This is a genomic window from Pantoea sp. SJZ147 (assembly GCF_007828605.1).
Taxonomy (GTDB): Bacteria; Pseudomonadota; Gammaproteobacteria; order Enterobacterales; family Enterobacteriaceae; genus Pantoea; species Pantoea allii.
Genome location: NZ_VIVB01000013.1, coordinates 151,381 through 174,290 on the forward strand (window position 1 = coordinate 151,381; position 22,910 = coordinate 174,290).

At 53.7% G+C, this 22,910-nt stretch carries 17 protein-coding genes; 10 read left to right on the forward strand and 7 right to left on the reverse strand.

Annotation, left to right across the window (positions count from 1 at the left end; genetic code table 11):
* Window positions 1-37: 37 nt before the first annotated feature.
* On the forward strand, window positions 38-1,726 hold the full coding sequence (locus FBY13_RS18795) for a chloride channel protein (protein WP_145394866.1): 1,689 nt from the start codon (window positions 38-40) through the stop codon (window positions 1,724-1,726).
* Here the strand turns inward: FBY13_RS18795 and FBY13_RS18800 are convergent.
* Window positions 1,723-2,226, reverse strand: a complete 504-nt coding sequence (locus FBY13_RS18800) for a M48 family metallopeptidase (protein WP_063877332.1) — start codon at window positions 2,224-2,226, stop codon at window positions 1,723-1,725. The two genes, FBY13_RS18795 and FBY13_RS18800, sit on opposite strands and share 4 nt — an antisense overlap.
* 82 nt (window positions 2,227-2,308) lie before the next feature.
* On the opposite strand from FBY13_RS18800, the gene rlmG reads away from it, so the two are divergent.
* A complete protein-coding gene (rlmG, locus tag FBY13_RS18805) occupies window positions 2,309-3,427 on the forward strand; it encodes a 23S rRNA (guanine(1835)-N(2))-methyltransferase RlmG (RefSeq protein WP_145394867.1) in 1,119 nt (372 codons plus the stop codon).
* On the opposite strand, the gene FBY13_RS18810 is transcribed toward rlmG, so the two are convergent.
* Together FBY13_RS18810 and FBY13_RS18815 are read right to left on the reverse strand one after the other, a co-directional pair.
* Window positions 3,428-5,449: an NADPH-dependent 2,4-dienoyl-CoA reductase gene (locus tag FBY13_RS18810; RefSeq protein ID WP_145394868.1), complete on the reverse strand. Its 2,022-nt coding sequence runs from the start codon at window positions 5,447-5,449 to the stop codon at window positions 3,428-3,430.
* Between the two features lie 176 nt (window positions 5,450-5,625).
* Entirely contained in the window at window positions 5,626-6,333 is a 708-nt protein-coding gene (locus FBY13_RS18815; RefSeq protein WP_096011207.1) for a polyphenol oxidase family protein, read from the reverse strand.
* 108 nt (window positions 6,334-6,441) lie between these two features.
* On the opposite strand from FBY13_RS18815, the gene FBY13_RS18820 reads away from it, so the two are divergent.
* The 4 genes from FBY13_RS18820 (at window position 6,442) to FBY13_RS18835 (ending at window position 11,615) form a co-directional block, all read left to right on the forward strand.
* The gene (locus tag FBY13_RS18820; protein WP_063877328.1) at window positions 6,442-7,251 is read left to right on the forward strand and encodes a 5'-nucleotidase, lipoprotein e(P4) family; all 810 of its coding nucleotides are present in this window, start codon (window positions 6,442-6,444) and stop codon (window positions 7,249-7,251) included.
* A gap of 571 nt (window positions 7,252-7,822) precedes the next feature.
* Window positions 7,823-8,455, forward strand: a complete 633-nt coding sequence (locus FBY13_RS18825; RefSeq protein WP_145394869.1) for a carbonic anhydrase — start codon at window positions 7,823-7,825, stop codon at window positions 8,453-8,455.
* A complete protein-coding gene (locus tag FBY13_RS18830; RefSeq protein ID WP_063877326.1) occupies window positions 8,452-9,927 on the forward strand; it encodes a SulP family inorganic anion transporter in 1,476 nt (491 codons plus the stop codon). The genes FBY13_RS18825 and FBY13_RS18830 overlap by 4 nt, the downstream gene beginning before the upstream one ends.
* 263 nt (window positions 9,928-10,190) lie before the next feature.
* The gene (locus FBY13_RS18835) at window positions 10,191-11,615 is read left to right on the forward strand and encodes a GGDEF domain-containing protein (protein WP_145394870.1); all 1,425 of its coding nucleotides are present in this window, start codon (window positions 10,191-10,193) and stop codon (window positions 11,613-11,615) included.
* 20 nt (window positions 11,616-11,635) lie between these two features.
* Here FBY13_RS18835 and ddlA read toward each other — a convergent pair whose 3' ends face one another.
* Together ddlA and iraP are read right to left on the reverse strand one after the other, a co-directional pair.
* On the reverse strand, window positions 11,636-12,733 hold the full coding sequence (gene ddlA / locus FBY13_RS18840) for a D-alanine--D-alanine ligase (RefSeq protein WP_063877324.1): 1,098 nt from the start codon (window positions 12,731-12,733) through the stop codon (window positions 11,636-11,638).
* A 98-nt stretch (window positions 12,734-12,831) separates the two neighbouring features.
* On the reverse strand, window positions 12,832-13,185 hold the full coding sequence (iraP, locus tag FBY13_RS18845) for an anti-adapter protein IraP (RefSeq protein ID WP_063877323.1): 354 nt from the start codon (window positions 13,183-13,185) through the stop codon (window positions 12,832-12,834).
* A gap of 365 nt (window positions 13,186-13,550) precedes the next feature.
* On the opposite strand from iraP, the gene FBY13_RS18850 reads away from it, so the two are divergent.
* Entirely contained in the window at window positions 13,551-15,128 is a 1,578-nt protein-coding gene (locus FBY13_RS18850) for a diguanylate cyclase (RefSeq protein ID WP_145394871.1), read from the forward strand.
* A gap of 16 nt (window positions 15,129-15,144) precedes the next feature.
* Here FBY13_RS18850 and FBY13_RS18855 read toward each other — a convergent pair whose 3' ends face one another.
* Window positions 15,145-16,926: an EAL domain-containing protein gene (locus tag FBY13_RS18855; RefSeq protein ID WP_145394872.1), complete on the reverse strand. Its 1,782-nt coding sequence runs from the start codon at window positions 16,924-16,926 to the stop codon at window positions 15,145-15,147.
* A gap of 344 nt (window positions 16,927-17,270) precedes the next feature.
* Between FBY13_RS18855 and FBY13_RS18860 the strand changes: the two genes are divergently transcribed.
* The 3 genes from FBY13_RS18860 (at window position 17,271) to FBY13_RS18870 (ending at window position 21,817) form a co-directional block, all read left to right on the forward strand.
* Window positions 17,271-18,734: a methyl-accepting chemotaxis protein gene (locus tag FBY13_RS18860; RefSeq protein WP_145394873.1), complete on the forward strand. Its 1,464-nt coding sequence runs from the start codon at window positions 17,271-17,273 to the stop codon at window positions 18,732-18,734.
* A gap of 423 nt (window positions 18,735-19,157) precedes the next feature.
* A complete protein-coding gene (locus FBY13_RS18865; protein WP_096011199.1) occupies window positions 19,158-19,397 on the forward strand; it encodes a hypothetical protein in 240 nt (79 codons plus the stop codon).
* Between the two features lie 245 nt (window positions 19,398-19,642).
* Window positions 19,643-21,817: a bifunctional diguanylate cyclase/phosphodiesterase gene (locus FBY13_RS18870; RefSeq protein WP_145394874.1), complete on the forward strand. Its 2,175-nt coding sequence runs from the start codon at window positions 19,643-19,645 to the stop codon at window positions 21,815-21,817.
* A 642-nt stretch (window positions 21,818-22,459) separates the two neighbouring features.
* Here the strand turns inward: FBY13_RS18870 and FBY13_RS18875 are convergent.
* Entirely contained in the window at window positions 22,460-22,702 is a 243-nt protein-coding gene (locus tag FBY13_RS18875; protein ID WP_063877317.1) for a hypothetical protein, read from the reverse strand.
* Between the last annotated feature and the right edge of the window lie 208 nt (window positions 22,703-22,910).

The window sequence follows — 22,910 nt, forward strand, 5'->3', positions numbered from 1 at the left end:
TGGATAACGCACATTAAGCACAAGACTGGGAGCGCAGGTGAAAGGAAGTAAACACGCACTAAACTGGACCACATTGCTTATTGCCATTCCCGTTGGCTGTGCGGCGTCGTTAGTCACCTTGTTATTCCGTGAAACCATCGAGTTTATCAATCAGTTGCTGTTTGGTCGCAGCAACGATATCACCGAGTCGTTGCATCTCTGGCCCTGGATATTCTGGCCAGTTCTGGTCGGTGTTGGCGGCCTGCTGGCGGGATTCTTCCTGCGTTATGCGGTGGCGATTGAGCAGCAGCAAACCGTAAAAACGGACTATCTCGAAGTGATTAATGCCCGCCTTGACGCCGTTCCGACCAAAACCTCGCTTTTTCGGGCGCTGTCGTCGATAGCCAGTATTGGCAGCGGCGCCTCAATCGGTAAAGAAGGCCCGATGGTTCAGCTCGCCGCCCTGTGTGGCAGCATAATCGGTCGTGTCTTGCCCCGCTCATTGCAGTTAAAAAACAGTGATGTCGTTGCCATGGCCGCCGCCGCCGGTCTTTCATCGGTTTATCATGCGCCGCTGGCGTCGGCTATTTTCGTGGCAGAGATTGCCTTTGGCATGTCGGCGCTGCAGCGTCTGATCCCGCTGGTGGTGTCATCGGCCGTGGCGGTAATGACCATGTGGGCGATGGGGTTCCGTCATGCGCTTTATCCGCTGGCGGATGTCAGCTTCACCATGGATATCAACAGCCTGCTGATTACTGTCCTGATCGGTTTGCTGTCCGGGCTGGCGGGGTTGCTTCTGATTCGCCTGATTGCGCGTACTAAAATGCTGTTCAGCCGGGTCACTTCGTTGCCGTTGCGGCTTGGGGCAGGGGGATTCGCCGTGGGCCTGCTGGCGCTGATCTCTACCGATATTTTGGGCAATGGCTATGAAGTGATCGTCAAGGTGATGGCGGGGCATTATCTGCTGTCGGGATTACTGCTGTTGCTGGTGTTAAAAATGCTGGCGACCAGCTTCTCTGTGGGCTCCAATGCCGTGGGCGGGCTGTTTACGCCGTCCTTACTCATCGGTGCGCTGCTGGGCATGGTTATCGCGCTCGGCGGCGTAGCGCTGCATCTTCCCCTTCACAACGTCTTGCTGTTCGCCGCCGTGGGCATGGCGGCGGTGCTGGCGGCGGTGAGTCAGGCTCCTTTGATGGCGATGCTGATGGTGCTGGAAATGACGCTCAACAGCAGTTTGCTGTTTCCGGTCATGATTGCCTCCGTGCTGGCAACAATGGTGGTTTATCGCCTGCAAATGGCCAGCACCTATCCGGTCGTTACTCACCATTTTAACCGCTCTGAAGCGAAATATGATTTCGATAATATGCGCATCGCCGAGCTGATTATTCCGGGGGCAGCGCTCCAGCCGGAGGCATCGGTAGGAGAGGCGCTGGCGGTGAGCTCCCTGAAGCGTGAGCGCTATGTGTATGTGATCAATGCGGCAGGGGCTTTTCTTGGTGTGGTGTCGATCCATGAAATTTCACGCCGGGTGCTGGCGCAGGAGATTAACCTGGACTCACCGGTTGAATGCGTCATGGACGAAGATTTCCCGGTGGCCTATCAAAACCAAAGTATACGGGAAGGATGGGAAGCCTTTGCGGCGGTGACGCTGGAACGCCTGCCGGTGTTGAATAATCCGCAGGAGCGCCGTTTTATGGGGGCGCTGACGAAAACCAGCCTGATTCAGAAAGCCCAGCAGTTTCTCTAAGCCGCGTTGCCGCGCATCGCCTGCTCGGTCATCCACAGGCGCGCATCAAATTCGAGCTGGTGGTAGTCCGGTTCCATATGGCAGCAGAGCTGATAAAACGCCTTATCGTGGTTTTTCTCTTTCAGGTGCGCCAGCTCATGCACCACGATCATCCGTAAAAAGGGTTCGGGTGCCTGGCGGAAAAACGTCGAAATACGGATCTCGGCTTTGGCCTTCAGGTTGCCGCCCTGCACGCGTGATATGGCGGTGTGCAAGCCCAGCGCATGCTTCATGACCTTAATCTTGTTATCCCATATCACCTTGTTAATCGGCGGGGCATTTCGCATATAGCGGTTTTTGAGCGCCAGCGTAAAGTCGTACAGCGCCTTATCACTCATTACGTCATGCATATCGGGATAGCGCTGTTGTAGCACCGGGCCTAACCGCTGACGATCGATGAGTGTCTGCACCTGTTCAAGGATGGACTCAGGATAACCCTGAAGATAGATAAGTGAGGACATTAGAGATTCCCGGCGAAAGACAGTATACTGCGCCCCCTTTTTGGGGCGAAAATCAACCAAAGTGTACCACGCCGGAGAATTCATGAGCCAACTTGAACTGAACGATCGCACACTGATCCTGCATCGTTTCCCGCAGATGCGTGACGAAAGTCCGTTACAAGCCTGGGATGCCGCTGATGAATATCTGTTGCAGCAAAGCCTGCCGTCTGGCCCGGCGTTAATTTTTAACGACAGCTTCGGCGCATTAACCTGCGCGCTTAATGCACGTCCAGTGTGGCATATCAGTGACTCCTGGCTGAGTCAGCAGGCCACTCGCCAGAATCTGCGCCTCAATGAACAGGATGACAGCGAGGTTCATTTCCTCGACAGCCTGGCGGCCCTTCCTGCCGCCCCGGCACTGGTGTTGATTAAAATCCCGAAAACCCTGGCCCTTCTGGAGCAGCAATTGCGCGCGCTGCGTCAGGTCATTACCCCTGAAACCGTTGTGCTGGCAGCGGGACGCGCGAAAGAGATTCATACCTCAACGCTGCAACTGTTTGAACAGATTATCGGTGAAACCAAAACCTCGCTGGCCGTAAAAAAAGCGCGCGTGATTTACAGCCAGTTCACCCAGCCGGAACTGCGCGAGAAATCGCTCACCCACGTCTGGCCGCTGGACGGAACGCCTTATCAGATTCACAACCACGCCAACGTATTTTCCCGATCTTCTCTGGATATCGGTGCGCGCTTGTTTATGCAGCATCTGCCGGAAAATATCGACGGCGAAATCGTCGATCTGGGCTGTGGTAATGGCGTGATCGGGCTGATGGCGCTGGCGCAGAACCCTGAGGCAGAGGTGCATTTCCTTGATGAGTCTTATATGGCGGTGGCGTCCAGCCGGTTAAACGTTGAGGTCAACCGCCCCGACGATCTGTCGCGCTGCCAGTTCCAGGTGAACAATGTGCTGAGTGGCTATCCGTCTGATACGTTGCATGCGGTACTGTGTAATCCGCCGTTCCACCAGCAGCACGCCGTCACCGACCACCTGGCCTGGCAGATGTTCCGCGATGCTAAGCGCTGCCTGCAATATGGTGGTGAGCTGCGCATTGTCGGCAACCGTCATCTTGATTATCACCACAAGCTGAAAAAGCTGTTTGGCAACTGCACGCTGGTGGCCTCTAACAAAAAATTTGTGGTGCTGCGCGCCGTGAAAATGCGTTAACTAAAGCGTTAACGCCAGCGCGGTGGCCTGAGCGATTGCCCGGCGAGCATCCAGCTCCTGTGCGACATCGGCCCCGCCAATCACCTGCACCGGCTTGCCGCTCTCCCTTAAGGCCGCTTCCAGTTCGCGTTGCGGTTCCTGACCGGCGCAGATAATCACGTTATCCACCGCCAGCACCAGGCGTTCGCCGTCACGATAAATATGTAGCCCTTCATCGTCAATCGCCAGATACTCAATACCGCCCCACATTTCAACGCCGCGTGCCAGCAGGCTGCTGCGGTGTATCCAGCCAGTGGTTTTCGCCAGCGTCGCACCGGGTTTGCCAGGCTTGCGCTGGAGCAGCCAGATTTGACGTGGCGAGCGCTGCGGCTCAGGGGGGATCAAACCACCACGCTGCGTCAGGCTATGATCGATGCCCCATTCACGATAAAAATCATCCAGGGTTTCCGTCTGTGGCGGCTGTGACAGGTATTCCGCCGTATCAAAGCCAATACCGCCAGCGCCAATAATCGCCACGCGCGCGCCGACCGGCTGTTTATCTGCCAGCACATCCAGATAGCTCAGCACGCTGGGATGATGAATGCCGGGAATCTCAGGCGTACGCGGTTTGATGCCGGTAGCAAGGATGACTTCATCGGCGTCCGCTAACATCGCGGCATTCACCCGACAGCCTGTTTTGATCACCACGCCCGCCGCGGGCAGACGATGGCGGAAATAGCGCAGGGTTTCGCTGAACTCTTCTTTGCCGGGGATCTGACGAGCGATAGTAAACTGCCCGCCGATGTCGTGCGCGGCATCGTAAAGTGTCACCTGATGTCCCCGTTCTGCCGCCTGCAAGGCAAACGCCATGCCCGCCGGCCCGGCACCCACGACGGCCAGCCGTTTAGGTGCCTGCGCCGGTGTCACCGGCATCAGGGATTCATGGCAGGCGCGCGGGTTAACCAGACATGAAGTGACATGACCGGCAAAAATCTGGTCCAGACAGGCTTGATTACAGGCGATACAGGTGTTGATGCTGTTGTCATCCCCGCGCTGCGCCTTGCTGACAAAGGCGGCATCGGCCAGGAAAGGCCGCGCCATCGAAACCATGTCCGCACAGCCATCCTGCAACAGTTGCTCGGCGACCTGCGGATGGTTAATGCGGTTGGTGGCCACCACCGGCACGGCGACATGCTGACGCAAACGACGCGTGACCCAGGCAAAGGCGGCGCGGGGAACGCAGGTGGCGATGGTCGGAATACGCGCCTCATGCCAGCCGATGCCGGTATTAAACAGCGTCACACCGCAGCCTTCCAGCTCGCTGGCCAGTCGCAGCGTCTCTTCTAACGTGCTGCCGTGGTGAATTAAATCCAGCATCGACAGCCGGAAGATAATGATAAAGCGGTCGCCGGTTGCCGCGCGTACCGCGCGGGTAATCGCCAGGGCAAACTGCATGCGCCCGGTAAAATCGCCGCCCCAGCGGTCATGGCGCTGGTTGGTATGCTGCACCAGAAACTGGTTAATCAGATAGCCTTCGGAACCCATGATTTCCACACCATCGTAGCCCGCCTTCTGGGCGAGCCGGGCACAGTGGGCGAAATCGGCAATGGTCTGTTCAACCTCGGCATCGCTCAGTTCACGCGGGGTAAAGCGATTGATGGGGGCCTGTATCGCAGAGGGGGCAACCAGATCGCGCTGAAAGCTGTAGCGACCGGTGTGTAATATCTGCAGGGCGATTTTCCCCCCATGCTGATGCACCGCTGCGGTAATCTGTCGGTGCCAGTCACACTGTGCGTCGTCATTCAGTACAGCACCGTGTTCGGCGGTCACGCCCTGCGGATTCGGTGACACGCCGCCCGTTACGATCAGCGCCACGCCTTCCCGTGCCCGCTCGCCATAGAATGCCGCCAGCCTGGCCGCGCCATCTTCACGCTCTTCAAGGCCCGTATGCATTGATCCCATCAAAAAACGGTTTCTGAGTTGAGTGAAACCCAGATCAAGCGGGGTAAACAAAGCAGGATAGTGGGAGGGCAGCGCAGTCATAATCACTCACAGATAAAGTGGTCGGATGAGTTAGCTTTAACCATTTCTTTGTTAAAAAAAAGTGAAATGGCATCAGGGTGTGAGAAGCATCATAAAAGCGGCCATACCCGCTGGGGCAGTCAGGTGCCAAACCGTCGGCTGAGGGAGCAGGGCAGGTATAACCGATGACGTTGGATTCAGCGTCGACGAATCCATGAATAGCGCGAACGATAGCCGCTGCTGTGGTGCGTATTAAAGCGATAACTGGACCCCGACTCTGTTGTGCAGTAGGTGCACTGGTCAATCTGATCAATTTGCCCCGCCGGAACCCCGGCATCGGTCAGCATCTGTTTAGCCAGATGCGGTAAATCGAACCAGATACCTTCTCGGGTGGCCCGGGCCTGGGGGCGCTGTGCCTGAGGATTATGCGGCTGTTGATGATAATAGCGCAGCGGCAGGGGAATACCGGGCAACTGCGCAATGTCTGCCAGTCGCTGGCGATCCAGCTCGAAACAGCAGGGTGCCAGCGCCGGGCCAATCGCAACCGTCAGGCTCTGCGGCGTGGCACCGCGTGCGCAAAGTTGTTCCACGGCGCGATAGAGTACGCCCGCCAGCGTGCCTTGCAGGCCAGCATGAACGGCGGCGACCTGTTGCTGTTGGCTGTCGGCGAACAGCACGGGTAAACAGTCCGCGGTGTACACCGCTACCGGCCGATGACCCGTGGCAATCACGCCATCTGATTCGCAACGTTTAGGTGGGATATTATGGATGTCGGTTAACACAACGGCGCTGTGGCGTTGATGACCGTAGGCCGCATCCTCAGGCGGCGGCGCGCCAGCGGGCTGAAAAGCATAATCGACCCAGTCTAGTGCATCAAGTAACGGCGAACGCGGCATGGCGGACATCCTCTTCTCCTGTCAGGACAGCGTGCAATCTGCTGCCATCAGCTTACGTTAACTGCTACATTTTTGAAGCGTTACCCACTCAAATCTTTCACACCTTAGGATGAATCGATGAAAAATTCAGTGAATTTCGCGCTGTCGGCCGTGGTTGCGCTGGCGCTTGCGGGTTGTGCACACCCTTCCCAGCAGCAGGCACAACAGCAACTGGGGCAGCAATCGGTGCTGGCGTTAAACTGGTTCCAGCAGTCCGGTGAATATCAGGCGCTCAGTTGGCAGGCGTTTAACAGTGCACGTCTGGCCTTTGATCAGTCGGCTTCGCTGGTGGGCAAGCCCAAAGCGGTGATTGTCGATTTAGATGAAACCATGCTGGATAACAGCGCCTACAGCGCATGGCAGGCGAAGAATGGACAGCCTTTCAGCGATAAAACCTGGTCGGCCTGGACGCAGGCACGCCAGGCCAAAGCCGTGCCTGGTGCGGTAGAGTTTGCCCGCTATGTTAACAGTCATGGCGGCACCGTATTCTATGTCTCCAACCGCGACCAGAAAGATTACGCTGCCACGGTGGCTAACCTTCAGCAGCTTGGCTTCAGCGGTGTCAGTGAAAAAACGGTGAGCCTGAAAACCGACTCTTCAAACAAACAGGCACGCTTCGATGCGATTAAAAACGCCGGCTACAACGTCGTGTTGTATATCGGTGACAACCTGAATGATTTTGGCGGGGCGACCTGGCATCAGGGTAACGCGCAGCGTCAGGGGTTTGTCGAAAATAATCATGCGCGATTTGGCACCCAGTTCATTGTGTTGCCAAACCCACTTTACGGTGACTGGGAGAGCGGCATGGCAGAAAATTACAATAAGCTGACGCCTGAACAGCAGCTTTCCGTCCGTGAAGCGCGGCTGAGGGCCTGGAACGGTAAATAAAGTGTCAATATGATGAGCCTGCCGTGGGCAGGCTCTTTCACACCGCTGAGATTATTTACTTACCGCCGTCATTATTTTCACGCAAATTAAATTAACCATCTCTTGCTTTAATTTCACCCTTAACAAAGTTCGATTAACTGCTTATACAGAATAAAGGCGGTTGATCGTGCTATTCATAAATTCTGCATTTAAGAGTAATCCTGGCATTTCGCCTTGTTTCTGTTTTATCCATCTGACTAACGACAACGGTTTTGTATTTATTTGTCAGTTTTCATTTTTCGGCTTTATTTTTAATTATATGATTTTTATATAAAATAATTAAAGTAATTTAATGTTTATGTGGTATGACCTCTTAAGATAATTTACGTGATCATGACGTTTGTTGAACAAATACTGACATATGGCCCCGGATGTTTCTGGCATAAAATATTCTGTGTGCATTAGTAATCATAAGCCGCTATAACCTATTAATGTGATGAGCTTCAGATTTCGTAACCCGTTCGCGGCGATTCAGTGAGCGGGTTCACTCCGTGGTCAGCCAGGAAGTGATATTCCCGGTCGTAGAGAGAAGATGATTGTGACGACACTTAAACCCTTATTAGCGAAAAATCGCAGTTGGGCATTACAGCGCCGCCAGCGTAACCCCGCCTATTTTGAAAAATCCTTATATCAGCAAAAACCGCACTCATTATGGATAGGTTGTTCAGACAGCCGGGTGCCAGCGGAGGTATTAACGGGATCGCATCCCGGCGAACTGTTTGTTCATCGTAATATCGCCAATATGGTCGTGGCAGAGGACGATAACCTGCTGAGCGTGCTGCAATATGCCGTTTTTTACCTTGGGGTAAAGCGAATCGTGTTGAGTGGTCATTACGGCTGCGGTGGCGTTCAGGCCGCCTTAGCTCTGCCGGGCAGCCCGTTAGCCACTGAGGACTCCGCTCTGGCCCGGCGTATTGCCTTTCTGCGTAGTGGATTAGAATGCCATCTTAGCCACGAAGCCGGGCAGGAGACGGAGAGCGAGACGCTTAATCGTCTGGTTGAAGCGAATGTCCTGGTGCAGTTCACCAACCTGGTGGCAACAGAACCGGTACGGCAGGCCTGGCAGTCTGGTCAGGAACTTGACGTGTTTGGCTGTGTTTACGACCTGCAATCGGGTCATCTGAAAGAGTTGATTCAGCAATCTGCAGAGGAGTCTTCACCATGAATCTGGATACCTTACGCCGCGATGTGCCGGCAGGGCTGGTTGTGTTTCTGGTCGCACTGCCGCTCTGCCTGGGTATTGCACAGGCCAGCGGGCTGCCGCCTTTCGCCGGGTTATTAACGGGCGTTATTGGCGGCATACTCGTTACCTCCCTCAGTCCTTCACGTTTCGCCGTCAGCGGACCGGCCGCAGGACTGGTCACCATCGTCGTCGCGTCTATGGCGACGCTGGGCAGCTTCTCCGCCTTCCTGACCGCCCTGATTATCGCCGGACTGTTACAGTGCCTGTTTGGTCTGTTGCGCGCCGGACGCTTCATCGCGTTAGTGCCGGGTAGCGTTATCAAAGGCATGCTGGCCGCGATTGGTTTACTGCTGATTATGCAGCAGATACCGGTGGCGCTGGGGGCGGGCGGCAGCGTGAAGTTAGTGTCGCTGGTGAACGGGGAAATGACGTTCTCACTGTCGGCGCTGCTGGTGTCGTTAGTGGGCTTGTTCATTCTGTTTATATGGACAACCGGCCCCATTAAGCGCATTAAGGCGCTGGCGTGGATACCCGGGCCCTTATTCGCCGTGCTGTTTGGCTGTGTGGTCACGGTCGCTGGCGCACGTTTGTTCCCTGAGCTCACCGGCGCTTTACCGCGCATTTCATTGCCCGCGTTTGACAGCGTTTCCGCCATGATGGCGGAGCTGGAAACCCCGGACTGGATGGCATGGCAAAATCCGCAGGTCTGGATCGTTGCCCTGACCCTGGCGCTGGTGGCCAGTCTGGAAACCCTGCTTAGCCAGGAAGCCCTGAAAAAGCTGCGCCCGCAAAACCCTGCGCCCTCGCCAAACAGAGAGATGTTTGCGCAGGGGATCGGTAACCTGACGGCGGGCTTCCTTGGGGCTATGCCGATTACGGCGGTCATCGTCCGAAGTTCAGCCAACGTCAACGCTGGCGCACAAACCAAACTCTCTATCTTGCTGCACGGTGTCATGCTGCTGATTTGTGGGATGTGGTTTAGTGAAATGCTGAATGCCATTCCGTTGGCCAGCCTGGCGGCGGTGCTGTTGTACACCGGCTATAAACTGGCCGCGCCGCGCCTGTTTATCGAGCAGTTCCGTATGGGGGCACAACAGTACGTGCCTTTCCTGGCAACGATTATCGGGATCATCACGCTGGGCATGCTGGTCGGGATTGGGATTGGTATTGCGACACAGATTCTCTATAGCATCTACAAGAGTCACCGCAATGCGCTGCAGCTTACGCGTTACGACGACCACTACGTTTTGCGTTTCCAGCAAAACCTGACTTTTATGCACAATCCTAGACTGCAGGGCTTGCTGGATGAAATACCCGAAAATAGCGTGGTAATCGTAGATAACGATAATGCAGAATACATCGATCCGGATGTTAAGGCCGTACTGAAGGATTTTGGTGATAATGCTGATAAACGGGGAATCCGCCTGAGTCAGTGGCCCGTGGCGGTTAAATAGTCACGCAGACCTCAACAGCCAGGTCGTTTTTTTAAAAAATCGGATATCTCGGATATCCGATTTTTTTATTTGTAAGACATAATGAGCAAGGATGTCTGCCAGTATGTTTATATCTCGTATCGGGTGTTAAACCCGTAACGTTCGCGCATTTACGGGTGCTTTTCTCTGAATGGCGCAGACAAGAATCAGGGTTAAATGATCATAACGCCATATACCCCGTGAGCGGCGTGATGGTAAGCCTCTTTGTGACAAGGTCCAGACGTATGCGCGTTAAGCTGTTTGAAGAGCACAATACTAAAAAGAGTGCCCTCTGGCTGTTTATGATTACTCTGATGTTCTGTTTTGTCGGCGGACATCTGCGTTTTCCCCATGACTTATCCCTGTTCTGGCCGGTGAATGCCTTCATCGCCGGGATGATGCTTCGCTATCCCTTTCTTCATCGAGCCCGTTTTTATCTGGTGTGCTACAGCGCCATGGTATTTAACGACGCGGTGTTTTCAGGCTGGGCGTTACCGGCCTTTACGCTGAATGTGGCCAATATCCTGTTTATCATCATTTGCGTGATGGTGATGGGGCGGCAGTATCAGCATGATTCCAGCAGTGAGCGCATATCGAACGCACTGCGTATTTTCCCTGCCTGTCTGTTGGCGGCGCTCGGTTGCGCCACCTGGGGAGGACTGGCGCAGGTAGGCAGCATTAACGCGGCCTTTGCTGACGCGTGGATGAACTGGTTCAGCGAGCAGTTTTCCACGGCCTTAATGCTGCTGCCGTTTCTGTTAACGTCACACTGGCGCGTCATGTTCTCAAGGCGCTTGCTGCAACTGGGCAAATTTGTCCCGTTAATCGCCGTGGTGTTGTCCCTGATCACGGGGGCATTAATGGGCGGCGCAGGCAGCCTCACGCTCCCGGTGCCCGCATTAATCTGGTGCGCCATTGTCTTACCGGTTCCCCTGACCACGCTGATCACGCTGATAACCGGCATTAGCCAAATCGTGTTGGTGTCGCACGGCGTCATGAACATTCAGGGCGATGCCAACCTGCTGCCGATCAGCCACCTGACCTCAGCGCGTCTGGGCGTGGCCACTATCGTCATGAGCCCGTTAATCGTGGCGGTGAGCATGGATGCGATTCGCCAGCTCAATGAACGTCTGGCGCTGCGTGCTGACTACGATTTTCTCACCCAGCTCCTGTCGCGTTCGGGGCTGTATGAACATCTGCGCAATGAACCCTTCTTTGAGCAACGTAAGGTGGGCGTCATCCTGCTGGATGTGGATTATTTTAAATCGGTCAACGACAATTTTGGTCATGATGCCGGTGACCGTGTCCTTGAAGAGATCGCCCGGCGTATTTCGCCATTAGTAGGTAATCACGGCCATATCTGTCGTTTTGGGGGAGAGGAGTTTGTGATTGTGCAGTTCGACCTGTCGCCAGAAATGATTTATTCGCTGGCCGAGGGGATTCGCCAGAGCATCGTCAAAGAGAAATTTTTACTGCACGGCAACGCGGTCACCGTCACCGTCAGCCTGGGGCTGGCAAACGGCCAGGCACAACCGGGTAACGCCTGGGCCGAGACGGTCAACCGCCTGATATCCGCCGCGGATAAAAACCTCTATATCTCTAAGCGAAATGGCCGCAATCAGACGTCCCCCTGCAATACGCAAAGCGAAGTTACCAGCGACGTTGCCTGAGCAGACGCCGCTGGAGACGATTAATTGACGGTGGTTTTCAGCGCTGCGCCTTGTTGATGGCGTTCCAGCGCCAGCTCAATCAGGCGGGTGATCAGATCCTGGTAGCTCAGGCCCGCCGCTTGCCACAGTTTTGGATACATGCTGATATTGGTGAAACCGGGTAAGGTATTCACCTCATTGACGATAATCTCACCGTCATCGGTGTAGAACACGTCAACGCGCGCCATACCAAAACACTCCAGCGCGGTGAAAGCGGTGAGAGCCACCTGACGAATCGCATCATCAACAGCAGCAGGAATGTCAGCCGGTATCACCGTTTGTGCGCCGGTTTCGCTGATGTATTTGGTGTCGTAAGAATAAAAAGCATCCTTTACCACCACTTCACCACAGGGGCTGGCTTCTGGCTTGTCATTGCCCAGCACTGCGCATTCGATCTCGCGACCTTTAATCCCTTTCTCTATCAAAACTTTACGATCAAAAGTAAAGGCCAGTTCCAGGGCCGGGAGTAACTCTGCCGCCGTATCAACCTTACTGACGCCCACGGACGATCCCTGATTGGCTGGCTTGATAAACAGCGGCAACCCAAAGCGTTCGATGACAGCCTCGGTGTCCAGATGATGCCTCTGTGACTGCGTCACGCTCAGCCAGGGCGCAACCTTTAGACCGGCATCCCGCAGCAGGCGTTTGGTGACGTCTTTATCCATGCTGACGGCAGAACCCAACACGTCCGAGCCGACGAAGGGCAGCGAGGCCATCCGCAGCAATCCCTGCAGCGAGCCATCTTCACCTTGCGTCCCGTGGACCACCGGAAAAATAACGTCAAGTTGGGACAGGGGATGGGCATTATCACGGGAAATCAGTGGATGTTGAGGTTCACCGGGGATGAGTGCAACGTGTTTTGCGGTGCGATTCAGGGCAATCAGCGAGGGATTTTCAGCATTTAGCAGAAAGTTTGAGGCATCGTTAAGATGCCACTGGCCTTGCTTATCTATACCCAGCAGCACAACCTCAAACCGGGTTTTATCTATGGCATCAACAATATTTTTAGCCGACTGCAATGACACTTCATGCTCAGAAGATTTCCCACCGAACACAATGCCAACTCGCTGTTTTTTCATCAAACCTTGTCCACGTAGAGGCAAATAAATACCATACCACGTGCGTCACAATAAAAAACAGCCAGACGCGCTTAATGCCTCGCCGTCAGAAGACGTGGCTAGCAGTCGGTAATTTTTTCATTATTCGAGACGGAGGAAAGAGACTTATGGGACACGCCTTTCAGAAACTCTTTTGACTCTTCATCGACCAGACGCGTCAGCGTGAGCTGTTCCTGAAATTTGGTCAGCAGAAGCTCCGCGTCAGATTTAATCAGGCCGTCAGAGGACTCCAGCACGGTATTAATTGCCTGACTGATCGCCGAAATCAGCTCTTCAACACCGCCACTTTTGCCAACGGTCAGCGTCAACGCGCTGAGCAACAGTGACTGCGCTTCTGTCTGAGCAACCAGTTCTTTAGTTTCGGCATCCATTTTTGAAATCTTGGCCAGCATGCTAAGAACAGCGCTTTTCATCATGGTCTTCCTCGGGGTCTGTTTTACGTGTTGAACATTATTAGCGCATAGAAAACCACAGGCAACCGTGCGGTGATCGGATGATTCCGGTTATCAATAAGGGGAATGAGACGTCGCCAGAGAGGTTATCGGGTTAGGACATCTGGCAACGATAATCCCCCAAAAGCCTGGGTAACCGCTGGCCCAGATTACACCTTCACGACGCGGAAATGCTGCACGACACAAAAAAAAGAGTATCAGGCTGCTTTTACAGCAATGCGTAACGTCATTCAGCACTAAAGACAAGTAATCTGGCGTTTATTCTCGCGTTTGTCTGGCGCAGAGGCGGTTAAAATTCGTTTAACTCACTCTCAGCGCAACCCGATATGTATCGCAGAAAAATATATCTAAGAACGCTCCTTACCGGACTATCCATCGGAAGCGTCATACTGACGTCAGGACTGCTGCTGGGCGCGTTGTTTCTGTTTCAGAAGAGTAATATCGAAGAGTCACTGCTCGACAGCAATATCGCCTATGCGCGTAAGCTGGCGGATACAACCGATCATTACCTGACCATTGCCCAGCGCGAGCTGGCATGGAGTGCCAGTCAGATCGTCGATCTTAATGATGTCGGCAAGCTGCATCGCGAAACGACGCGTTTATTCCAGCAGTCCGGTTTTTTCAATTCGGTGGCGGTGTTGGATCGTCATGCCGTCATCGCCTCTGTTTCACCTGAAAGCCTGAGTCTGGTGGGCGTAAAGGTTGATACCCCAGAGACAGAGCAGGCAATCGCGGCCCGGAAACCTTTTATTTCCTCACCCTTTAATTCTCCTTCGGGAAATTACGTCGTGCTGCTTTCCCAGCCCCTGTTTTCGACAGATGGGCATTATCTCGGTTTTATCTGTGGCACAATTTACCTGAAAAAACAGAGCATGTTGAGTGACGTCCTGAGCCAGCATTATTACGGTGATGGCACCTCGGTGAGTATTGTCAGTGATGACGGCTTCGTTATTTTTAGTCACGATCCTGCCCTGGTTGGCACCCGAATGGCATTGAGCCCGCAACTGCAAAAACGACTGGCTTCAACCTCAAATGGTCAGTTTATGATTGAGGACGCGGGCAAAAAATACCTTATTGGCTACGCCAGCCTGCAAAAAACCGACTGGAATATCTTTATGTCCGGTACGTCAGAAACCGTGAGTAGCCTGATGATACATACGGGCAGAAACGCGTTCTGGTTTATCCTGGGCATCATCGTCCTCACGGCGAGCTGCATGGCTTTTCTGGCGGCGCGTATCTCTTATCCGCTGGAAAAACTGGCCGGTATGGTTCGCGAGGGCGGCAGCGATGCCAGCCCGGAACTGCTGTCATCGGTCAACACCTGGTATAACGAAGCGGACAGGTTAAGAGAGGCGGTTCAGCAACACCGTCAGGCCGTTGCTGGGCACGTTGCCGATCTGAATGATAAAGCCATGACCGATCCGCTGACCGGACTGAATAACCGTCGTGGCTTTTATGTCCAGGCGGAACAGCACAGTGAGGAGCGGGTGCAAAGCGCCATCGCGATCGATATCGATCACTTTAAAAAGATCAACGATCGCTACGGGCATGATGCCGGGGATGAGGTTTTAGTAAGCCTGGCAGGCCTGCTGCGTAAGCGATGCCGCACGCTGGATGTGGTGAGCCGCTTTGGCGGCGAAGAGTTTATTTTGCTGCTTCCCGGCACTGCACTGAGCGATGCTGCTGCCATGGCAGAACGTATCCGTGAGGCCGTCAGTATGACGTCATTTCCGTTTATCAGCGCGATGACCGTCTCTCTCGGCGTGGCAACGCTGAGCGATACGGATGATAAAGAGTCGTTGTTAAGGCGGGCAGATGAAGCGTTATATGCGGCCAAAGATGATGGCCGTAACCGGGTGATGGTCAGCCACGAAGGCGATATTTCTCGCTATCCTGCTGTCTGACCCCGGATGCGGTCTCTCAGCACATCTCACGCATTTTCCAGTGCAGCCAGTGATCCAGTTCGCTGTCTGCCAGCGGTCGGGAGTAGAAAAAGCCCTGCGCCTGGTCGCAGCCATATTCCGTCAATGCCTCGACGGTATCGACGCATTCCACGCCTTCGGCCAACACCACATAATCCAGCTCTTTAAGCATTGCGATAATATTGCGGGCGATGATGCGTGAAGCCGTATCCGACGACAGCTCACTGATCAGTGACCGGTCCAGCTTAATCACATCCAGCGGCATACGGCGAAGATAGCTGATATTGCTGTAGCCCGTGCCGAAATCATCAAGTGAAATGCCGAAGCCGCGCAGTTTCAGCATTTCAAGCCCGCGCATAGCGGAAGGGCTCTCCACGATGCGTTCTGTTTCAAGGCATTCGATCCCCAACAGCGAGGTCGGCAGTTTTGCCCTCAGCATCTTCTCTTCCAGCACGTCTGCAAAGCCATCAATCGAGAAATCACGCTCACTCACGTTAATCGTAATTGGCAGCTGGATGCAGCTGTTCCGCAGACGTTTCAGACGCGCGATCACGCTATCTATCACCCATGTGGTAAGGGCCGTAAGGATCTCCGTCTGCTCGGCAAGCGGGATAAACGTCGCGGGTGCGAGTTCACCTTGCACAGGATGGCGCCAGCGAATCAGCGCCTCAAGCCCGATAGGTTTGCCGCTTTGCAGGCAAATTTTGGGCTGGTAAACCAGATACAGCCCATTATTTTCCCGAAGCGCTCTCGCCAGATCGTTCACCAGCGTAAAGTCCTGGGTACGCCTGCTGTCTGTGGCTTCGCTAAAGCGCAAAGAGGGTAATCCGCGATCGATCGCTTCATGTAAGGCACTGACCGCCTGACGTAACGTTTCCTGGGGAGGAAAGATACCGGAGACGAAATCGACTTCACCGGTATGGGTACTCAGCGCCACCGACAAGCCTTCCCCCAGGTCCGCACTGATGCCCTCCATCTGGCAGGCCACCCAGTTTGCACTGATGCGGCTGTCCGCACGGGTCAGCACGGCAAATCGTCCGGTTGCAACGGTATAAAGAATATCGCTGGCAGCAGGGCGCAGCCGCAATGGCAGCAGCGTCGCCACATCTTTAAGCAGGCTTTCAACAGGACTCATGCCCATTGAGCGCGCCAGTTCATAGGCGCGTGGCATATCAATACAGTCAATCAGCACCAGGCGACGCAATGTGGTGTCACCGGCAGCAGTCAGATAATGCATGTCGCGGATCAGGCGCTGGCGATTCGGCAGATTTGTCACCGGATCGATAAATCCTGCCGAGTGCCATGCTTCCAGAAAAGACATGACCAACGACGACAGTAGCGTCAGCGTGGTGATTTGTGCAGGCGTAAAAGGATGAGGCTGAATATCTGTCACGCACAGCGTGCCCAAATTGATGCCGTCGCGGTTTTTAAGCGGTACACCCGCATAAAAACGAATAAAGGGCGCACCAGTGATCAGGGGATGTTCCGCGAATCGGCTGTCCAGGTACGTATCCGGCACGACCACTGGAGAATCGCTGTCCACAGCATAGCGACATAGCGAATCCTCGCGGGAGGAACGCTCCAGCTTAAAATTGTGCGCAGCACGAATATACTGAAATTCATCATCAATAACCGAAATAAAGCTTCCGGGAATGCTCAGTGCCTGACTGGCAAGCCTGACAAATTTTCTCAGCACATCATCCCGACTTTCATCGGGGTAGCGAAGGGCCTCAAGGGCACGAGTGCGGCGTTCATGATCACCGTCGAGATTCATAAGCATGTGTGTCCTCCGCCCCGGATTGCTCACGGCGCGAAATTAAAAAGAAAAAGTGGCGGATAAAAAGCACCGGAACAAGGCCAGATTCAGCGAAAGGAAAATTAAAATAGTTTTTTTTTCTCGCTGAATAATAGGCGTGATTTGGATTTCTGTCTCTTTTTATTTTCTTTAATGAATTTATCAGTTATCAACGATGCAAACATTTAATCAATTTTTGAATTTTATTTTTTCAATAACGCTGCCACAATAACCTCAGAAGAGTAGCGCGCTATTGTTTTGCCCGCAACTATTAGATGTGAATATTTTATTGAAGTGTTTTTTTTACGTCGCAACACCGGGGAAATACCATGAATATTCTAAAAAATTTTACGATTAGACGCGTTGTTCTGTGGATACTTATCGCTGCCGTAATGATTATTGCGTTAGCCGGCGCGTATGGTTCACGGATAATAAACGACATTGACCGCGAAGCCAGCCGCAGTAATGCCCTGACTCAACAGCTTATTTTCCTTAACCGCGCCAGTGTGCAAGTGCAGACGAACGCCACGGCGAACCATGCGGACATTGCTTCTCAGGCACCGGCGGGTGATGAATGGCAACGTTATCGCACCGCTCTGACCAGCGCGCCTCAGGATTACCCTGCGGCGGCTCAGGAACGGCTCGCCGCGCTTGAGCAGCAGCTTTCTGCTAATGCGGCCCCGCTGCGTGAGGAACATCAGCGGCTGGTGAATCTGTTTCTGACTACGCTCGCTGCGGTCGCTGCGCTGCTCATTTTTTGCGATCGCTATCTTGTCATCCATCTGGTGCGGCCGGTAGCAAAACTGCGGGCGCACTTCCGCGTGATTGCTGATGGTGATCTGACACGTGAACCCGAGGACCTGGGTAAGAATTGTATCGGGCTAATGGTTCCTTTATTAAAAGAAATGCAACAAAGTCTGTTGAATACCGTCCAGGCTATTCGTGATAACGCGTCCGTTTTACATTTTGAGGCGGGCGATATTGCAAAAGGCAATGCCGATCTGTCGAACAGAACGGCCACCCAGGCGGCGGCGCTGGAGGAGGCGGCGGCCAGTATGGAGCAGCTTACGGCGACGGTTCGCCACAATGCTGAAAACAGTCGTGAGGCGCGTGAGCTGGCAAGTGTTACCGCCCAGACGACCCAGAAAGGTGAGCAGTTGGTGAAAACCGTGGTGACCGCTATGGGTGTGCTTGCCGAAGGCGCTGAGAAAATCCGCCAGTTTACTGCCACCATCAACGGTATTGCGTTCCAGACCAACATTCTGGCGCTCAACGCGGCGGTTGAAGCTGCACGTGCCGGTGAGCAGGGACGCGGTTTTGCGGTTGTAGCCAGTGAAGTTCGCTCACTGGCACAGCGCAGCGCAGAAGCAGCGAAAGAGATTGAAGGGTTAATTGGCAATACGGTAGCGCGCATCGGCGAAGGGCGCGGTGCGGCTGACAGCGCCGGAAGCACGATGGAAGAGGTGCTGCGCAGCGTGGGCAGCGTTAACGAGCTCATCAGCCAGATCGCGCTGGCATCGGAAGAGCAAAGCAAGGGCATTTCTCAGGTGACGCTTGCCGTGGCTGAGATTGACCGCGTGACGCAGCAAAACAGTACGTTGGTACAGAAGATCTCGGCGTCGGCAGAGAGTATGAGTAACCAGACGGAAACGCTCACCAGCGTGATAACCCGGTTTACCTTACCCGCGTCGTCAGCGGCCAGTGTTGTCGTCGCTAAGCCCGTCCCGGCAAAGCGTCATATCGCATCTGTACCGACCAAAGACGATGAGGCCTGGGTGGCGTTTGGCAGATAATCAACGTCTGTCTCATCAGATATAAACGCACTGATGGGCTGGTTATACGCAGCAGACGGACCCGTTTCCTGTTGTGTTTTTTAAAACCTCGCGGCCAAAGCGGGGTTTTTTGTTGCCCGTAAATTCATTAATCCTTAATAAATATTTACTTACATAAACGCAGCGTAAAATAAAATCTAAAACTTTGAGTCATTTAAATATAACGACGCTTCGCTTAATAAAAAATAAGCGCTGCCGATCAGACGTTTTTTTTACAGGCAAATAATCCCGAAGCTGGCGAATCCGCTGGTTTGACATTTCAGCAGATAAGATTAAAAATCCTTATGAAAGGTGTGCTGCAACGGTTGCAGACAGAGGTCTCAGCCGACACTGAACTGATCGGCTGACGTACTGTTACCCTACTTCATCCACAGGGAGCCTGGTTTGGGAAATTCAATCGTCCGACGGCCCGTGCCCGTCCAGAATAATGTTCGTGAACTGCGAATTGCTGCCGGCCTGTCGCAGGAAGGTGCCGCTGAACGCTTTGATCTGAGTTTGCGCGCCTGGCAGACCAAAGAAGCTACGGCGAAGGTGGCCTTGCTGAGTCAAGGGGAGTACGAACTGCTGCTGCTGCTGGCAGGGCGTCATCCTCACTATGAACTGGTGCCGCAAGACAAAAAATAGCGATTTTTACCGTTTGACAGAGTAAAGCCGTCTCTGGCTATGAAGTTCAGGCCTGAACGGACGATAACTGCAATACCGGGCACTATGTAAGAGCAGGTGTCGCTATCAGTGCAGATCTCTGATAACTGACATTTTGCTGCACAGGCGGACCTTTGTTGCGGCTTCAGGTTGATGTATTGCGCGTTACCTGGTTCTGTCTGATTGCAGGCGTCCTCTTTTTACTGTGAGATGCCCGGCCACAGTATATGACCTCAGGAGGACACACTCTGATGCACTCAACTGAAAGCGGCTCCGAAGAAGCACGCATACGTGCGCTGGCCCAGTACCAACTGATGGACACGCCGCCCAATGAAGCCTTTGATCGACTGACTATTCTGGCGGCCAGATTGTTCTGTGTGCCGGTGGCCTTCGTGTCGCTGATTGATGAGAAACGTCAGTTTTTTAAGTCTCGCTATGGTCTGCAAATTACGGAAACCTCACGAAGCGTCGCGTTCTGCCATCACACGCTGGAAAGCGACGATATCCTTTGCGTTCCCGATGCGCTCGACGATCCCCGTTTCTCAAACAGTCCGTTGGTGCTGGGTTATCCCTTTATTCGGTTTTATGCCGGCGTCCCACTGATTACGCCAGACGGGCACCGTATTGGTACGCTATGCCTGACCGATAATCATCCCCGCCCCGCAATGAGCACAACGGATCGCCACAACCTGACCGATCTGGCCGCACTGGTCATGGACCGCATGGAAGTTCATCGCATGGCGGTTCTGCGCCATGCCAGCCAGCAGCGCCTCGAAGCCATATCGGTAACCTCACCGGACGCGATCATCTGTACTGATTTGAACCGTGGTATTACGTTCTGGAACCCTGCCGCGACGAAAATGTTTGGCTATGACGCTGACGAAATGGCCGGTAAATACGTCGCCGGGCTGATCCCTGAACGCTGTCAGACCGATTATCGTAATGAGCTTGACCGACTTGAACATGAAGAGGGCGCGATCTCTACGCCGCGTACCTTGCAGATTTGGGGCAAGCGATGCAACGGCGAGGAGTTTCCAGCGGAGGTCTCTTTTTCGGGCTGGCAGGAGGGCTTTGAGCGCTATATTGGCATGATCATTCGGGATGTGACGTTACGCTATGAAAGCGAAGCGCGACTCTGCGAACTGGCCTCACTGGATATGCTTACCCGGCTTGCCAGCCGGAGTGCCTTCATGACGCAACTCAGCAAGCTGACGGAATCCGGTGTACCTTACACGCTGCTGATGACAGATTTGGACAGCTTCAAAGACGTGAACGACACGCGCGGTCATGCGGCAGGTGACGCTTTGCTTTGCCATGTGGCGGAGCAGATCCGCGCTGTCTGCACCCACGCTATCGCAGCGGCCCGTTTGGGGGGCGACGAGTTTATCGTTTTACTGCCCTGTGGCTGTGATGGCGCAATGGATATTGCCCAGCGGCTCACTGCGGCTATCCAGACACCTTTTTATTACATGGGTTCTGCGGTGGAGGTCGGCGCAAGCACCGGTGTGGCAAGCTTTCCCCTGCATGCAAGTGATATGTCTTCAGTGATGTCGGCTGCGGATTTGGCGCTGTATCGGGCTAAAGCAAGTGGCAAAGGGCAGTCTGTCCTGTTTCAGCCTGAATTTCGCGAGGCTGAATTAGGTCGACGTCGGTTTGAACGTGAACTGGAAGCCGCTGTTCGCCAGCAGCAGTTCGTGCTGCATTATCAACCGCGTTTTGATGTGTTCAATGGCGAGTTAATGGGCTGTGAAGCGCTGGTTCGCTGGATGCATCCGGCCCGTGGCCTGCTGCTTCCCTCTGAGTTCATCGATATGCTGATCAAAAGCCCACTGTCCATCACCCTGGGAACATGGATTATTCAGTCTGCTGTCAGTCAGGTTAAACAATGGCGGAGTCAAAACCTGCCTCTGCGAGTCAGTATTAACCTGTTTCCGCGCCAGCTAATGGAAGCTGGACTTGAAGAGGTGATTCGTCAGTGTGCCGGAGAAGATGCAGGCTTTATCGATCTCGAAGTCGATGAACCGCTGCTGACCGATGTGGGGGAAAGTACATCTCAGGTGTTAGAGGCCGTTCAGGCTACCGGGGCGTTATTTATCATCGATCACTTTGGTCGCAGCCTTGCCTCGCTCAGCCTGTTACAGCATCGCTGCATCGCGGGACTCAAAATTGATCAATCCCTTACTGTTCAGCTTGAGAACAGTAACAAAGCCCGATTATTGATCAACGCTATCGCGTCACTGGGTAAAAATATGGGGATCAGCGTAGCAGCAGAAGGCGTTGAGAACCGCGCCCAGCACGAGTTCATTTGCGCGGCAGCATGCGATATTTTGCAAGGCAACCAAACCGGTTCCCCTGTTAGCGCATCACGGTTTGAAACCCTCTATCTTACGCCTTCGCATTAACTGGCAGGGTGGCGAGGGGATATGACAACCTCGCCATAGCATTGCTCACCAGGCTTACCCTTTCCCGGCATCATAGCGGCAAAAAAAACGGCACCGTGAAAGGTGCCGAAGTAAGCAACGTTTGGTCAGGACAATCATTGTGATAATCAACTCACAATACTGTTATCGACGCCCTGAACAGAACATTGAGCGAGGTCGAGAAGACTTTGCAAAAGTGTGATGTATAACGGGTTTTGAGCGGTCAAACGGCACATATCAGCAAAAAATTAGAGACCTGTTTCAGGTATGAAGAAAAATTATCTGATTCCGACTGGCGACAATCCAGATGGTGAACTAATTTGATAACGCTGTTTGGAAGTCATTTAGGATTTCCCTGAGAACTCCGGCCCGACCCTTTAACGAGGTGCGGGCATTTTTTTATCGGTGTTACAGCAAAAAAACGGCTTCTCTGATAGCGAGAAGGCATTGGCTGGCAGCATGGATAGGATGCACCTGTCCGGGACGTCAACCATCGCACCAGGCCTGGCAGCAGGGCGCTACGGCGTTGAAGTCAGGTTCAGATGTGATGTTGAGCGAAGGTCAGAGTCAGGCAGACGCGGTATAACCGGCGTGCTGATTGATCAAAAGCGGGGTTTTTCAACGTTACTGACTGAATAGCAGGGTCAGAAGTCCACGATAGTGCAGCCTGTCATCTTCACTGGTGGCTTTTTCAAGACAACCGATAAGCTTCAGACAGATGATGCGTCGACTGACGGGCTTATTCTCGCGAAGTATTTCAACGGCTATCCGCCCCAGGGTTTCAAGCTGGCGTGGATGATCAATCTTGTTGAAATAGTGTGCCAGACCGTTAGTTTTTTCCGCAGGTGGCAAACTGCCCTGGCGCATAGTGTTCCTTAGAACAAAGTAGAAAGAGTTGTGCGCAACTTAACCGATCCTGGGGACCGCTGTACAGGAGAATTACCGATCCTTCTGAAAAGAAAAACAGGAGCCGCCTGGCTTAATGCTGGTCACTTAAGGTGACCAGCCTTTTTTTTATCGGCATATTTCCGGGATCTTATTCGCAGCTCCCGCGGATAACTTCGTTCTCTTCGCC

Bases quoted from the DNA above. Each gene is read 5' to 3' on its own strand.
- FBY13_RS18800 (WP_063877332.1), bottom strand. From the start codon at position 2,226: ATGTCCTCACTTATCTATCTTCAGGGTTATCCTGAGTCCATCCTTGAA.
- rlmG (WP_145394867.1), top strand. From the start codon at position 2,309: ATGAGCCAACTTGAACTGAACGATCGCACACTGATCCTGCATCGTTTC.
- FBY13_RS18810 (WP_145394868.1), bottom strand. From the start codon at position 5,449: ATGACTGCGCTGCCCTCCCACTATCCTGCTTTGTTTACCCCGCTTGAT.
- FBY13_RS18815 (WP_096011207.1), bottom strand. From the start codon at position 6,333: ATGTCCGCCATGCCGCGTTCGCCGTTACTTGATGCACTAGACTGGGTC.
- FBY13_RS18820 (WP_063877328.1), top strand. From the start codon at position 6,442: ATGAAAAATTCAGTGAATTTCGCGCTGTCGGCCGTGGTTGCGCTGGCG.
- FBY13_RS18825 (WP_145394869.1), top strand. From the start codon at position 7,823: ATGATTGTGACGACACTTAAACCCTTATTAGCGAAAAATCGCAGTTGG.
- FBY13_RS18830 (WP_063877326.1), top strand. From the start codon at position 8,452: ATGAATCTGGATACCTTACGCCGCGATGTGCCGGCAGGGCTGGTTGTG.
- FBY13_RS18835 (WP_145394870.1), top strand. From the start codon at position 10,191: ATGCGCGTTAAGCTGTTTGAAGAGCACAATACTAAAAAGAGTGCCCTC.
- ddlA (WP_063877324.1), bottom strand. From the start codon at position 12,733: ATGAAAAAACAGCGAGTTGGCATTGTGTTCGGTGGGAAATCTTCTGAG.
- iraP (WP_063877323.1), bottom strand. From the start codon at position 13,185: ATGAAAAGCGCTGTTCTTAGCATGCTGGCCAAGATTTCAAAAATGGAT.
- FBY13_RS18850 (WP_145394871.1), top strand. From the start codon at position 13,551: ATGTATCGCAGAAAAATATATCTAAGAACGCTCCTTACCGGACTATCC.
- FBY13_RS18855 (WP_145394872.1), bottom strand. From the start codon at position 16,926: ATGCTTATGAATCTCGACGGTGATCATGAACGCCGCACTCGTGCCCTT.
- FBY13_RS18860 (WP_145394873.1), top strand. From the start codon at position 17,271: ATGAATATTCTAAAAAATTTTACGATTAGACGCGTTGTTCTGTGGATA.
- FBY13_RS18870 (WP_145394874.1), top strand. From the start codon at position 19,643: ATGACCTCAGGAGGACACACTCTGATGCACTCAACTGAAAGCGGCTCC.
- FBY13_RS18875 (WP_063877317.1), bottom strand. From the start codon at position 22,702: ATGCGCCAGGGCAGTTTGCCACCTGCGGAAAAAACTAACGGTCTGGCA.